This is a genomic window from Variovorax boronicumulans, assembly GCF_019352895.1.
Lineage (GTDB): Bacteria > Pseudomonadota > Gammaproteobacteria > Burkholderiales > Burkholderiaceae_C > Variovorax > Variovorax boronicumulans_A.
Map to the genome: position 1 here is coordinate 18,502 of NZ_JAAAFX010000001.1, position 13,528 is coordinate 32,029.

15 protein-coding genes are annotated in these 13,528 nt (G+C 69.6%); 6 read left to right on the forward strand and 9 right to left on the reverse strand.

The annotated features are described in order from the left end of the window. Nucleotide 1 precedes the first annotated feature (1 nt). The 5 genes from panC to K0H49_RS00130 all read right to left on the reverse strand — a co-directional run bounded on the left by panC (nt 2) and on the right by K0H49_RS00130 (nt 4,523). Nucleotides 2–832, reverse strand: a complete 831-nt coding sequence (panC, locus tag K0H49_RS00110) for a pantoate--beta-alanine ligase (RefSeq protein WP_219209122.1) — start codon at nt 830–832, stop codon at nt 2–4. Between the two features lie 13 nt (nt 833–845). Next, nucleotides 846–1,733, reverse strand: coding sequence for a 3-methyl-2-oxobutanoate hydroxymethyltransferase (gene panB, locus K0H49_RS00115; RefSeq protein WP_219209123.1), 888 nt, complete (start codon nt 1,731–1,733; stop codon nt 846–848). Nucleotides 1,734–1,793: 60 nt separating this feature from the next. Further along, nucleotides 1,794–3,371, reverse strand: coding sequence for an L-aspartate oxidase (nadB, locus tag K0H49_RS00120; RefSeq protein ID WP_219209124.1), 1,578 nt, complete (start codon nt 3,369–3,371; stop codon nt 1,794–1,796). A gap of 89 nt (nt 3,372–3,460) precedes the next feature. Continuing rightward, nucleotides 3,461–4,258 (reverse strand): segregation and condensation protein A, encoded by a 798-nt coding sequence (locus tag K0H49_RS00125; protein WP_219209261.1) that lies wholly within the window; start codon nt 4,256–4,258, stop codon nt 3,461–3,463. Nucleotides 4,259–4,316: 58 nt separating this feature from the next. Next, a complete protein-coding gene (locus K0H49_RS00130; protein ID WP_219209125.1) occupies nt 4,317–4,523 on the reverse strand; it encodes a DUF3460 family protein in 207 nt (68 codons plus the stop codon). Between the two features lie 41 nt (nt 4,524–4,564). Here K0H49_RS00130 and K0H49_RS00135 point away from each other — a divergent pair, with 41 nt between their 5' ends. After that, nucleotides 4,565–5,056: an outer membrane protein assembly factor BamE gene (locus K0H49_RS00135; RefSeq protein WP_219209126.1), complete on the forward strand. Its 492-nt coding sequence runs from the start codon at nt 4,565–4,567 to the stop codon at nt 5,054–5,056. Nucleotides 5,057–5,068: 12 nt separating this feature from the next. Here K0H49_RS00135 and K0H49_RS00140 read toward each other — a convergent pair whose 3' ends face one another. The 3 genes from K0H49_RS00140 to K0H49_RS00150 form a co-directional block, all read right to left on the reverse strand. Continuing rightward, nucleotides 5,069–5,275, reverse strand: coding sequence for a hypothetical protein (locus K0H49_RS00140; protein ID WP_183025083.1), 207 nt, complete (start codon nt 5,273–5,275; stop codon nt 5,069–5,071). 147 nt (nt 5,276–5,422) lie between these two features. Next, the gene (gene metG, locus K0H49_RS00145) at nt 5,423–7,519 is read right to left on the reverse strand and encodes a methionine--tRNA ligase (RefSeq protein WP_219209127.1); all 2,097 of its coding nucleotides are present in this window, start codon (nt 7,517–7,519) and stop codon (nt 5,423–5,425) included. 128 nt (nt 7,520–7,647) lie between these two features. After that, nucleotides 7,648–8,310 carry a hypothetical protein gene (locus K0H49_RS00150; RefSeq protein WP_257624513.1) on the reverse strand — a complete coding sequence of 221 codons (663 nt, stop codon included), beginning with the start codon at nt 8,308–8,310 and terminating at the stop codon, nt 7,648–7,650. Between the two features lie 103 nt (nt 8,311–8,413). Between K0H49_RS00150 and K0H49_RS00155 the strand changes: the two genes are divergently transcribed. From K0H49_RS00155 to K0H49_RS00170, 4 genes are all read left to right on the forward strand, one after another. After that, nucleotides 8,414–8,989 carry a TetR/AcrR family transcriptional regulator gene (locus K0H49_RS00155; protein WP_219209128.1) on the forward strand — a complete coding sequence of 192 codons (576 nt, stop codon included), beginning with the start codon at nt 8,414–8,416 and terminating at the stop codon, nt 8,987–8,989. A gap of 18 nt (nt 8,990–9,007) precedes the next feature. Continuing rightward, nucleotides 9,008–9,325 (forward strand): hypothetical protein, encoded by a 318-nt coding sequence (locus K0H49_RS00160; protein ID WP_219209129.1) that lies wholly within the window; start codon nt 9,008–9,010, stop codon nt 9,323–9,325. Nucleotides 9,326–9,401: 76 nt separating this feature from the next. Further along, nucleotides 9,402–10,439: an isocitrate/isopropylmalate dehydrogenase family protein gene (locus tag K0H49_RS00165; protein ID WP_219209130.1), complete on the forward strand. Its 1,038-nt coding sequence runs from the start codon at nt 9,402–9,404 to the stop codon at nt 10,437–10,439. Nucleotide 10,440: 1 nt separating this feature from the next. After that, nucleotides 10,441–11,151 carry a YceH family protein gene (locus tag K0H49_RS00170; RefSeq protein WP_219209131.1) on the forward strand — a complete coding sequence of 237 codons (711 nt, stop codon included), beginning with the start codon at nt 10,441–10,443 and terminating at the stop codon, nt 11,149–11,151. Here the strand turns inward: K0H49_RS00170 and K0H49_RS00175 are convergent. Next, a complete protein-coding gene (locus K0H49_RS00175) occupies nt 11,148–12,356 on the reverse strand; it encodes a patatin-like phospholipase family protein (RefSeq protein WP_219209132.1) in 1,209 nt (402 codons plus the stop codon). The genes K0H49_RS00170 and K0H49_RS00175 overlap by 4 nt on opposite strands. Nucleotides 12,357–12,418: 62 nt before the next feature. On the opposite strand from K0H49_RS00175, the gene apbC reads away from it, so the two are divergent. Continuing rightward, nucleotides 12,419–13,510: an iron-sulfur cluster carrier protein ApbC gene (gene apbC, locus K0H49_RS00180; protein WP_219209133.1), complete on the forward strand. Its 1,092-nt coding sequence runs from the start codon at nt 12,419–12,421 to the stop codon at nt 13,508–13,510. The last annotated feature ends 18 nt before the right edge of the window (nt 13,511–13,528 follow it).

Sequence of the window (13,528 nt, forward strand, 5' to 3'; positions counted from 1 at the left end):
CTCAGGTGTCGATTTCCAGGTTGTCGATCAGCCGTGTGTTGCCCAGCCGCGCCGCGGCCAGCGCCACCAGCGGCTCGCCGGCCGAGGGGGCGAGCAGGTCCGCCCGGCGGCGCAGCACCAGGTAGTCGGGCTGCCAGCCGCGGGCCGTCAGCGTCTGCATCGCGCGCGCCTCGATCGCGGCCAGGTCGCGCTCGCCTTCGCGCACGGCCGCGGCCATGGCCTGCAGCGTCTTCGACAGCTGCACCGCCTCGGCGCGTTCGGTCTCGCTGAGGTAGCCGTTGCGCGAGGACAGCGCCAGGCCGTCGGCGGCGCGGAAGGTCTCGCCGCCCACGATCTCGATCGGCAGCGCGAACTGCCGCACCATGTGGCGGATCGTCATCAGCTGCTGGTAGTCCTTCTTGCCGAACACCGCCACCCGCGGCTGCACGCAGCTGAAGAGCTTCATCACCACGGTGCACACGCCGATGAAGAAGCCGGGCCGGAAGTGGCCCTCGAGCAGGTCGGCCAGGGCCGGGTCCGGGTGCACCTTGCAGGTCTGCGGCTCGGGGTAGAGCGCGCGCTCGTCGGGCGCGAACAGCACGTCGCAGCCGGCCGCGCGCAGCTTCTCGCAGTCGCTGTCCCAGGTGCGCGGGTAGGTGTCGAAGTCCTCGTGCGGCAGGAACTGCAGCCGGTTCACGAAGATGCTGGCCACGGTCACGTCGCCCAGGGGCTTGGCCTGCTTCACCAGGGCCAGGTGGCCGTCGTGCAGGTTGCCCATGGTCGGCACGAAGGCGGGGCGGCGGAACGCGGCGAGGTGCTCGCGCAGTTCGGGGATGGTGCGTGCGATGTGCATGATGAAGAAGCTCTTACCAGGCGTGGCGTCGATCGTCGGGGAAGCTGCCGTCCTTGACGGCGCGGACATAGGCCTGCAGCGCGGGCAGCACGCCCGGCGCATCGGCCATGAAGTTGCGCACGAACTTCGGCATCTTGCCGAGGTTGATGCCCAGCATGTCGTGCAGCACCAGCACCTGGCCCGCGGTGGCCCGGCCGGCGCCGATGCCGATGGTGGCGCAGTGCGTCAGTTCGGCCGTGAGTTCGGCCGCCAGCGTGGCCGGCACCATCTCGAGCACCAGCATCGCCGCGCCCGCGTCCTGCAGCGCATGCGCCTGCTGCTTGAGCAGCGCGCCGGCATCGCCCTTGCCCTGCACCCGGTAGCCGCCCAGCGCATGCACGGTCTGCGGCGTCAGGCCCAGGTGGGCGCAGACCGGGATGCCGCGCTCGACCAGGAAGCGCACGGTCTCGGTGGTCCAGCCGCCGCCTTCGAGCTTGACCATGTGGGCGCCGGCCTGCATCAGCACCGTGGCGCTTTCGAGCGCCTGTTCGCGCGACTGCTGGTAGCTGCCGAAGGGCAGGTCGGCGATCAGCCAGGCCGTGCCCTGCACGCGGCGCAGGCCGCGCGACACGCTGTCGGTGTGGTAGCGCATGGTGTCCAGGCTCACGCCGACGGTGCTGTTCAGGCCCTGGCAGACCATGCCCAGCGAATCGCCGACCAGCAGGCAGTCGATGCCCGCGGCATCGGCCATGGCGGCGAAGGTGGCGTCGTAGGCGGTCAGCATCGCGATCTTCTCGCCGCGCGCATGCATGTCGGCGATGCGCGGCAGGCTCACGGGCTTGCGCGCGGCCGGCTGCGAGGCCGGCGGCAGCGTGCCGTAGGGCGATGCGGTCTCGGGCTGGGGTTGTGGCGGGGTCGACATGGTTGGCTTTTCTCCTGCGGGCGTCGGTGGCCGGGCATCCTCGGTTGAAGAGAAGGGAAGCTAGCCCGCGGTGGGCGTCAGCACCGTCGGTGCGGTCGGTTCGGCGAGCGAAGGATAGTCGCGGCTGAAGTGCAGGCCGCGGCTCTCGTGGCGGGCCTGGGCCGAGCGCACGATCAGCTCGGCCACCTGCACCAGGTTGCGCAGTTCCAGCAGGTCGCGCGTGACGTGGAAGTTGGCGTAGAACTCCTGGATCTCGGCCTGCAGCAGCGCGATGCGGTGGCTCGCGCGCTCCAGGCGCTTGTTGGTGCGCACGATGCCCACGTAGTCCCACATGAAACGGCGCAGCTCGTCCCAGTTGTGGGAGATCACCACGGCCTCGTCGGCATCGGTAACGCGGCTGTCGTCCCAGGCGGGCAGTTCGGTGCGCGCGTGCACGGGCGCCTTGGCGATCGCGTCGGCCGCGGCGCGCGCGAACACCATGCATTCGACCAGCGAGTTGCTGGCCAGCCGGTTGGCGCCGTGCAGGCCGGTGCAGGCGGTCTCGCCGATGGCGTAGAGGCCGGGCAGGTCGGTGCGCCCGTCGAGGTCGCTCAGCACGCCGCCGCAGGTGTAGTGCGCGGCCGGCACCACCGGGATGGGTTCGCGCGTGATGTCGATGCCCAGCTCGGCGCAGCGCGCGAGGATGTTGGGGAAGTGTTCCTGCAGGAAGGCCGCGGGCTGGTGCGAGATGTCCAGGTGCACGCAGTCCAGGCCGTGCTTCTTCATCTCGAAGTCGATGGCGCGCGCCACCACGTCGCGCGGCGCGAGCTCGGCGCGTGCGTCGTGCGTGGGCATGAAGCGCGTGCCGTCGGGCAGCTTGAGCAGCCCGCCTTCGCCCCGCACCGCCTCGCTGATCAGGAAGGACTTGGCATGCGGGTGGTAGAGGCAGGTCGGGTGGAACTGGATGAACTCCATGTTCGACACCCGGCAGCCCGCGCGCCAGGCCGCGGCGATGCCGTCGCCGGTGGCCGTGTCGGGGTTGGTGGTGTAGAGGTAGACCTTGCCCGCGCCGCCCGTGGCCAGGATGGTGTGCGGCGCGCGGAAGGCCAGCACCTCGTCGGTGGCGTCGTCGAGTGCGTAGAGGCCCACGCAGGCCGGGTCGGCCAGGCCCAGCTTGGTGCCGGTGACCAGGTCGACCAGCGTGTGGTGCTCGAACAGCGTGATGTTCGGCGTGCGGCGCACGCGCTCGATCAGCACCTGCTGCACGGCCGCGCCGGTGGCGTCGGTGGCATGCACGATGCGGCGCTGGCTGTGGCCGCCCTCGCGGGTCAGGTGCAGGTCGCCGTCCTCTTCCGAGAAGGGCACGCCGAGTTCGCGCAGCCAGCCGATGGCCTGGGGCGCGCCTTCGACCACCAGACGCGTGGCCTCGGGGTCGCAGAGGCCGGCGCCGGCCACCAGCGTGTCTTCCACATGGGCGTCGAAGCTGTCGCCCGCGGCCAGCACGGCCGCGATGCCGCCCTGCGCCCAGGCGCTGGAGCCGTCGTTCAGGGCCCGCTTGGTGAGCACGGCCACGCGGTGGGTGGGCGCCAGGTGCAGCGCGGCGGAGAGGCCGGCGAGGCCGCTGCCGACGATCAGGACATCGAAATCTTGTGAAGCCATCGAGGAAGTGCCAAGTTCGGGATCGGTGACAGGTCGGGCGGCAGGGGGCGGCGAAGTGAAGCGCGGTGCGCGAAGCCTGGGGGGGAGCCCTACACAGGGGAATAGGCCAGGCGCACGTAGATGGGCGCGAAGGCCTCGGCCTGGGTGATGTCGATCAGCGTTTCCTTGGCCAGCTCGAGCATCGCGATGAAGGTCACGATCAGCACCGGCGTGCCGCGCGTCACGTCGAACAGCTTCTCGAACTCCACGAACTGGCGCCCCTGCAGGTGGCGCAGCACCACGCTCATGTGCTCGCGCACGCTGAGTTCCTCGCGCGAGATCTTGTGGTGCTGCACGAGCTTGGCGCGCTTGAGGATGTCGGCCCAGGCCTCGCGCAGGTCGACCACGTTCATCTCGGGGAAGCGCGGCTTGAGCGACTGCTCGATGTAGACCTGCGCCTTCCAGAAGTCGCGGCCGTAGGTCGGCATGGCGTTGAGCGAGGCGGCCTGCAGTTTGGTCTGCTCGTACTCGAGCAGGCGGCGCACGAGTTCGGCGCGCGGGTCCTCGGCCTCTTCGCCGTCGGCCACCTTCTTGGGCGGCAGCAGCATGCGCGACTTGATCTCGATCAGCATCGCCGCCATCAGCAGGTACTCGGCGGCGAGTTCGAGGTTGGTCTGGCGCACCTGGTCGACATAGGTCAGGTACTGGCGCGTCAGCCCGGCCATCGGGATGTCGAGGATGTTGAAGTTCTGCTTGCGGATCAGGTAGAGCAGCAGGTCCAGCGGCCCCTCGAAGGCCTCGAGGAAGACCTGCAGCGCCTCGGGCGGGATGTACAGGTCGTTGGGCAGCGCGAACAGCGGCTCGCCGTACAGGCGCGCCAGCGCCACCTGGTCCACCACCTCGGGCATGGCGGTGAGCACCGGTTCGCTGTCGTCCGGCGGGGCGGCAGCCTGCTTGCGCACCGGCTTACTTGGCCTGGGTCTGGTAGACGTAGGGCTGTTGCGGCACGCGGGCCTGGCCGTACTCGTCGAGCTGGCTGCGGTCGAGCTTCTTGTCCCACAGCAGGGCACGTCCGGCGCGCTGTTCCGCCTCGAGCGAGGGCTTCTTGCGCTTGAGTTCGTCGATGAACTGGGTGGCGTCGGAGGTGTAGTGGGGGCGGTTGAAGATGGACATAGACTGGAACCTTTGGTGCGCGATTTTACGGGGGCAGCGACATGGCATGCGAAAAATGGGGCAAGGCGCTGGTTTTGAGCCTGCTGCTGGCGCTGGCCGCCTGCGACAACCAGGCCATCCGCGAGCTGGAAGAGGGCGTGGCGACCGAGGCCGACGTGCGGGCCCGCTTCGGCACGCCGGAGAACGTCTGGGACAGCCCGGCCGGCCGGGTCTTCGAGTACAACCGCCAGCCCCAGGGCCAGAAGAACTACATGATCACCATCGGTGCCGACGGCCGCATGAACGCGCTGCGCCAGGTGCTCACGCCGCAGAACTTCGCCAGGGTGCAGCCCGGCATGGCGATGGAGGAGTTGCGCAGGCTCCTGGGCAAGCCGGCCAAGGTCACGCCCTATGCGCTCAAGCGCGAGACCGAATGGGAATGGCGCTGGGTGCAGCCGCCCAATGCGCCGATGGTCTTCACCGCGGTGCTCAACGACGACCAGCGCGTGCTGCGCAGCGGCTCGTCGCCCGACCGCGCGACCGAGGCGCCCTGAGCGCCTGTCGGTTCAGGGGGCGCCGCCGCCCGGAATCACCGCATCGGCCGTGGCGCCGATGACCTTGCCGCCGATGCGCACCGTGCCCACCACCGCATCCGCCGCCAGCCCGACCGCCGAGGCGCCCACGCCGACCACGGTGCTGGTCACAGCGACCACTGCGCAGCCGCCGAGCAGGCCTGCCAGCGAGACGCACAGGAGGAGGCTGAGAAGTTTCATGGTCGGATGTCGGTTCAGAACGTGTGAAGGAAGCGTCGCGAGCGCCCCGAGCCTGCCAAGGCTGAGTTCTGGAGCGGAGCCGCACTCTCGTGCGGTGAGCACCGCAGATGCGGGATCGGAGTGCGCAGCAGCTTCCTTCGCACGTTCTCAGCGGACGCGCATGCCCGGGACCGCGCCCGGCCACGGTTCGAGCACGTGGATGCCCGGATGGGCCTTCTCGTCGGCGTGGCTCGCGGCCAGCACCATGCCCTCGCTGACGCCGAACTTCATCTTGCGCGGCGCCAGGTTGGCGACCAGCACCGTGAGCTTGCCCACCAGCTGCTCGGGCTGGTAGGCCGAGGCGATGCCGCTGAACACGTTGCGCGTGCTCGCTTCGCCCGCGTCGAGCGTCAGCCGCAGCAGCTTGGTCGAGCCCTCGACCTTCTCGCAGGCCACGATCTTCGCGATGCGCAGGTCGATCTTGGCGAAGTCGTCGATGGTGATGGTCGGTGCGATGGCTTCACCGCCCGGCAGTGCCTCGGCGGGCGGTGCTTCGGCGGCGGCGGGGGCCGCTTCGGCGGGCTCGAACAGCGCATCGAGCAGCTTCGGGTCGACGCGCTGCGTCAGGTGCTTGTAGTCGCCGATCGCGTGACCCGCGGGCAGGGCCGTGGCCGCATCGCGCCACTGCAGCGGCTCGATCGCGAGGAAGCTCTCGACGTTCTTCGCCAGCGCCGGCAGCACCGGCTTCAGGTAGAGCGTGAGCAGGCGGAAGGCCTCGATGCAGACCGTGCACACGTCGTGCAGCCGCGCCTCCATGCCTTCTTTCTTCGCCAGTTCCCAGGGCTTGTTGGCGTCGACGTACTCGTTCACGCGGTCGGCCAGCGCCATGGTGTCGCGCAGCGCGCGCGCGGTGTCGCGCCCGTCGTACAGCACGCGCAGCGCTTCGGCCTCGGCCCGCAGGGCTGCGAGCAGCGCCGCGCCGTTTTCCGACACGGTGCCCAGCTTGCCGCCGAAGCGCTTGCCGATGAAGCCCGCCGCGCGGCTCGCGATGTTGATGTACTTGCCCACCAGGTCGCTGTTGACGCGCGCCACGAAGTCGTCGGGGTTGAAGTCGATGTCCTCGTTGCGGCCGCTGAGCTTGGCCGCGAGGTAGTAGCGCAGGTGCTCGGGGTTGAGCCCGGTCGACAGGTATTTCAGCGGGTCGATGCCGGTGCCGCGGCTCTTGCTCATCTTCTCGCCGCTGACCGTGAGGTGGCCGTGCACGTAGACCGCGTTGGGCGCCTTGCGGCCGCTGAAGTGCAGCATCGCGGGCCAGAACAGCGTGTGGAAGGTGATGATGTCCTTGCCGATGAAGTGCACCTGCTCGAGCTCGGGGTCGGCCATGTACTCGGTGTAGGAGATGCCGTCGCCGCCGAGTTCGATGCAGCGCTTGTCGAGCAGGTTCTTGAGCGAAGCCAGGTAGCCCACGGGGGCATCGAGCCACACGTAGAAGTACTTGCCCGGCGCATCGGGGATCTCGATACCGAAGTAGGGCGCATCGCGGCTGATGTCCCAGTCGCCCAGGCCGCCCTTGCCCTCGTCGTCCTTGTAGAGCCACTCGCGGATCTTGTTCTGCACCTCGGGCTGCACATGGCCGGGCGCGGTGGTCCATTCCTTGAGGAAGGCCTCGCAGCGCGGGTCCGACAGCTTGAAGAAGAAGTGGTCGGAGCTGCGCAGCTCGGGCTTGGCGCCCGACAGCGCCGAGTAGGGGTTGATCAGCTCGGTGGGCGCATACACCGCGCCGCAGACTTCGCAGTTGTCGCCGTACTGGTCCTTGGCGTGGCACTTCGGGCACTCGCCCTTGATGAAGCGGTCGGCCAGGAACATGCCCTTCTCGGGGTCGTAGAACTGCTCGACGCTGCGCGTCTCGATCAGGCCGGCCTTGTCGCGCAGGTCGCGGTAGATGGCCTGCGCCAGGTCGTGGTTCTCGGGCGAGTCGGTCGAGCTCCAGTTGTCGAAGGCGATGTGGAAGCCGTCGAGGTAGGGCTTGCGGCCGGCCGCGATCTCGGCCACGAAGGCCTGCGGCGTCACGCCGGCCTTGTCGGCCGCGATGGTGATGGCCGCGCCGTGCGCGTCGTCGGCACAGACGAAGTTCACGTCGGCGCCATGCATTCGCTGCGCCCGCACCCAGATGTCGGCCTGGATGTACTCCATGATGTGGCCGATGTGGAACTTGCCGTTGGCGTAGGGCAGGGCGGTGGTGACGAAGAGCTTGCGCTGAGGCATCGAAGGGCGCTTTCTGGGAGAGTCCATGTCGGCGCGCAGCACGACGTGCGCTGCGGCGGCGGGACAGGCATTTTAGGTCGTCCCCGGGTTTGCCCGTGGGCGCCCTCCCGTTCCCCGCCCCGGCCCGCCTACTTGCGCGCCAGCGGGATCTGCAGGTTGGTCGGCCGGTTCGCTTCGGTGTCGAAGCCGCGCCCGTCGACGTGGCGCGCTCCCCAGAACAGCAGGCCGTTCGACAGGTGGACCAGGTCGAACTCCATGAAGTTCCTGCCCTGGACCAGGCCGAAGGGCGCAAAGCTCTTGCCGAAGATGCTCTGGGCCGTGCCGACTTCCCACCTGGCATAGCCCTGGTTCGCCACCTGGTTGAGCACGTCGGCGAAGCCCTGCAGCAGCGGCGTCACCTCGTAGGCCTCGTCGGCCACGAAGTCGACCTTCTGCGCACCCGGGGCCACCGGATGCTCGCCGCGCCAGAACACATGGCCGCGGATGACGATGCGCGCCAGCGGCACCTTGCCGTAGGCGTCGGCCGAATTGACGATCGCCAGTTCGAAGCGGTCACCCGCCAGGTAGCTGAAGTCGCGCTTCAGATAGAAGGGCTTGAGCGTGCCGTCCGCGTTCCTGGCCGCGCTGGGCCGGACTTCGGTGGCAAGGCTGCTCCATTGGCCCACGAGGGCTTGCTGGATCTGTTCGACGTTCATGGCGGATGCTCCTGGGGTGGTGGGGGTGTGACGAGGGGCGGTGCCGCAGGCGGCGAGCGCCAGCGGGATCAGCAGGCTGGAGGCGATTTTCCACATGTCGGGTCCTTTGCGGGCGGTTTATATGACGATCATCATAGTGCAAGATTATGATGATTGTCATAGTGGCGCAGAATCGGAGGCGAAAGGTGGCGAGCAAGTCATGGCGAAGGAAGTTCGGGATCGCATGGTCGACGGCGCGATGGTGCTGCTGGGAAGGCGCGGCCTGCACGCGACCTCGTTCTCCGAAGTGCTGGCCGCGACCGGCGCGCCGCGCGGCTCGCTCTACCACCACTTCCCTGCCGGCAAGGACCAGCTGATGGCCGCGGCCGTCGACCGGGCCGGCGCCGTGCTGGTCGATGCGCTCGAGCGCTGCGCGGGCGCGCGGGCCGACGCGGTGGTGGCGCAGTTCCTGGCCATCTGGCGCGCGGTGCTGACGCGCTCGGCCTGCGAGGCCGGCTGCGCGGTGCTGGCCGTGACGGTCGCCACCGATTCGGCCGAGCTGCTGTCGCATGCGACGGCGGTGTTCCGGGCCTGGCGCGAGCGGCTGGCCGACCTGCTCGAGCAGGGCGGGCTCGGGGCTGCGCAGGCGCGCAGCTTCGCCTTGATGCTGATCGCCTCCGCCGAAGGCGCGGTGGTGCTGAGCCGGGCCGACCACGGCATCGAGCCTTTCGAGGCCGTGGCGCAGCAGCTGCTCGAGCAGGTGGGACGCATGCTGCCGCCCGAAGCCGCGGCCTGAACACGGCCGCCCCGAGCCATGGACAGCTTCACCCTCATGATGATCGGGCCGGCCGCGGCCTCGGTGGCGGCCTTCGCCTGGCTGGGCTTCAGCGGCTCGCGCCGCGCGCTCTTCGCCACGCTGCTGCTGGGGTTGGGTACCTTGCTGTTCCGTGGCTGGATCGCCTGGAACCTGCGCGACGGGCTGTTCGATTTCTTCACGCCGGCATCGACCGGCGCGCTGGCCTGGCACAAGTTCTGGGCCCACTACTGGCCCGAGCCGCTGGTCTGGTGCGCCTTCACCCTGGCGACCTTGGGGCTGTTCCGCTGGCGCAGGCGGCGAACCGGCGCCGGCTGATCCGCGCCGCTATGCTTCAGGCCCAGGCCGTGTCCGCGGCGCCCCGATTCGACGACGAGAGAAGAGAGAACTGCCGATGACCACTTCCATCCCCGCCACCCTGATCGCCGGCGACGGCATCGGCCCCGAGATCGTCGACGCCACGCTGGCCGCCTTCGACGCGCTCAAGGCCCCCTTCGAATGGGACCGCCAGGTCGCCGGCCTGGGCGGCGTGCAGCAGTCGGGTGACCCGCTGCCGGCCGCCACGCTCGACAGCATCCGGCGCACGCGCGTGGCGCTCAAGGGCCCGCTGGAAACGCCCTCGGGCGGCGGCTACCGCTCGTCGAACGTGCGGCTGCGCGAGGAATTCCAGCTCTACGCCAACCTGCGCCCCGCGCTCACCGTGATTCCCGGCGGGCGCTTCGACAAGATCGACCTGGTGGTGGTGCGCGAGAACCTCGAAGGCCTCTACATCGGCCACGAGCACTACGTGCGCATCGACGACGACCCGCATGCGGTGGGCATGGCGACCGGCATCAACACCCGCCAGGGCTGCCACCGCCTGCTCGAGTACGCCTTCGACACCGCCATCGCCACCGGCCGCAAGAAGGTCACGCTGGTGCACAAGGCCAACATCATGAAGGTGCTGACCGGCCTGTTCCTCGAGACCGGCCTGCGCCTGTACGAGGAGCCGCGCTACAAGGGCAAGTTCGAGCTCGAGACCATCATCGTCGACGCCTGCGCGATGAAGCTGGTGCTCAACCCCTGGCAGTTCGACATGCTGGTCACGACCAACCTGTTCGGCGACATCCTGTCGGACCTGATGGCAGGCCTGGTCGGCGGCCTGGGCATGGCGCCCGGCGCCAACATCGGTACCGACGCGGCGATCTTCGAGGCGGTGCACGGCTCGGCGCCGGACATCGCGGGCAAGGGCATCGCCAACCCGACCGCGCTGCTGCTGGCCGGCGCGCTGATGCTCGACCACTGCAAGCTCAACGCCGAGGCCACGCGGCTGCGCCGGGCCATCGACGAGACGCTCAACATCGACAAGGTGCGCACCGGCGACCTGGGCGGCACGGCCAACACCGCGGCCTTCACCAAGGCGCTGGTGGCGCGCATCCAGGGTGGTGCCTGAGATGTCGGAGCCCGTGGCGCCCACGGCCCGGCCGGTGCCGATCCTCTCGCTGCTCGAGACCCGCGTGCTCGGCGTGCTGGTCGAGAAGCAGCGCACCGTGCCCGACAGCTACCCGCTGACGCTCAACGCGCTGCTGTCCGGCTGCAACCAGAAGACCAGCCGCAACCCGGTGCTCGAGATCAGCGACGCCGAGGCGCAGGCCGCCATCGACAGCCTCAAGGGCTACAGCCTGGTCGACGAGAGCAGCGGCGGCCGCGCCTCGCGCTATGCGCACAACATGGACCGCGTGCTGCGCATTCCCTCGCAGTCGTCGATCCTGCTGACCGTGCTGATGCTGCGCGGCCCGCAGACCGCGGGTGAACTGCGGATCGCCTGCGAGCGCATGCACAACTTCGCCGACATCTCGGCCGTCGAGGGCTTCCTCGACGAGCTGGCCGAGCGCTCGGCCGGCGCGCTGGTGATGAAGCTGCCGCGCCTGCCGGGCGCGCGCGAGGGCCGCTGGGCGCATCTGCTGAGCGGCGAGCCGGCCCCCGAAGCATTCGCCGCGGTCGCCACTTCCGGCGGGCAGGGCGCGGGCAGCGATGTGTCGCTGGGCGAAGTGGCGGCCCTCAAGGCCAACGTGGCGCGGCTCGAGGCCGAGCTGGCGGACCTGAAGGCGCTGGTGGGGCGGATCGTGTCGGAACTGGGGATTCAGGTGGATGCCGCGTCCTAGGATTTCACTGGAACCGCCCAGCCGAAAAACCCACAGATCGCCTCCCGCTGCCGCATCGCATCGGCCCGCCCCAGCGCCATCAGCTCGCGCGTGAAGCCCGGCTCGAACAGCAGGTAACTCGCCAGCGCCGCGCTCTGGGCCGGCGCACCGCCTTCGCCCGGTGCCGTGCCGCTGGCCAGCAGGCGGCGCACCGCGCGTGGCAGGGTCTCGGTGTGGCGCGCGGCGATGGCGTCGATGCGTTCCGAGGGGGCGATCAGCAGCAGTTCGATCGGTCGCAGCTGCGTGCGCGCCCGGGCCTCGGGCGGGATCAGCGCCAGCGTGTCGTTGACGCGCAACGCCCGCTCCACGTCCACCGCCAGCGCGTCGAGGAAGATGCTCGACATCGCATGGCCCGCGATCTGCGCCAGCGTCGGCTCGCCGCTGAAGGTGGTGGGCGCGCCGGTGTTGGCGGGCTCGTTCATCCGGCCCGCACCGATCGCGAGGATGCGTTCGGCGCCCAGGTGGATGGCCGCGGCCGTCGGTGCGGTCTGGCGCATCGAGCCATCGCCGAAGTACTCGGTGTGGCCGCGCATCGGCAGCGCGGTCGCGGGGAACACGAAGGGGATGGCGGAGGAGGCCAGCAGGTGCGCGTGCGTGATGTGGTCCTGTACCGCGATGCGCTGAGAGCGCGTCCAGGGCTGCATCGGCCGCCGCGATTCGAAGAAGGTCACGTGTTCGCCCGAGCTGTAGCTCGAGGCCGTGACCGCCAGCGCGTCGAGGTGGCCCTCCTTCAGCAGGCCGGGCAGCCGCTCGAAATGCACCAGTTGCTGGAGCAGTTCTCCCAGCGGCGCGTTGTCCAGCAGCGAGCGCGGCTTGAGCCGCAGCCAGCGGGCCAGCAGCTGGCCGATGCCCAGGATCAGCCGCCATCGCGCGGCCGCGTCGAGCATGGCGTAGGTGTCGGTGCGGTAGACGTCGTGCGCGTGGAGCGCGCCCCAGACCTCGACCATGTGGGCGACCGCGCCGTCGAAATCGTCGGCCCGGCAGGCCAGCGCCGCCGCGTTGATGGCGCCGGCCGAGGTGCCGGTGATGATCTGGAACGGGTTGCCCGCCGCGCCGGCCCCGGCCTCGCGGCGCAGCGCGGCGATGGCTTCGAGCACGCCGACCTGATAGGCGGCACGCGCTCCGCCGCCGGTGAGCAGCAGGCCGGTGACGGCGGGTGGGGGCATTGGAGCGGGGGCGGCGGAGTCCATGGAACGGGCCGTAGACTACCCCGATTCAGGAGTTGTCAATGGCCCTCACGCAAGCGGGACTTCAGGATGCGCTCAAGGCGGTCCTCGATCCCAACACCGGCAAGGATTTCATCAGCACCAAGGCGCTGAGGAACCTGCAGATCACCGACGGCGACGTCTCCTTCGACGTCGAGCTCGGCTACCCGGCCCGCAGCCAGCATGCGGCCCTGCGCAAGGCCTTCGTCGCCGCGGCGCGCACCGTGGCGGGGGTGGACAACGTCTCGGTCAACATCACGACCAAGGTCGCGAGCCATGCGGTGCAGCGCGGCGTGCAGTTGCTGCCGGGCGTGAAGAACATCGTGGCCGTGGCCTCGGGCAAGGGCGGCGTGGGCAAGAGCACCACCGCGGTCAACCTGGCGCTGGCGCTGGCGGCCGAGGGCGCCAGCGTGGGCCTGCTCGATGCCGACATTTACGGCCCCAGCCTGCCCATGATGCTGGGCATCGACCGCCGCCCCGACAGCGCCGACGGCAAGACCATGACGCCGCTGGAGAACCACGGCGTGCAGGTGATGTCGATCGGCTTCCTGGTCGATCAGGACCAGGCCATGATCTGGCGCGGCCCGATGGCCACGCAGGCGCTCGAACAGCTGCTGCGCCAGACCAACTGGAAGGACCTCGACTACCTGGTGGTCGACATGCCGCCGGGCACCGGCGACATCCAGCTCACGCTGTCGCAGCGCGTGCCCATGACCGGCGCGGTGATCGTCACCACGCCGCAGGACATCGCGCTGCTCGACGCCAAGAAGGGCATCAAGATGTTCGAGAAGGTCGGCGTGCCGATCCTGGGCATCGTCGAGAACATGGCGGTGCACGTCTGCTCGAACTGCGGCCACGTCGAGCACATCTTCGGCGCCGACGGCGGCAAGACCATGGCCGCGCAGTACGGCATGCCCTACCTGGGCGCGCTGCCGCTGGACATCCAGATCCGCCTGCAGGCCGACAGCGGCAAGCCGACCGTGGTGACCGACCCCGACGGCGAGGTGGCCGGCATCTACAAGGCCATCGCGCGCACCGTGGCGATCGGCATCGCGGAGACGGCCAAGGACTTCTCGTCCAAGTTCCCGACGATCACGGTCAGCAAGGACACCTGAGCCGCAGGGCTGCTGCGC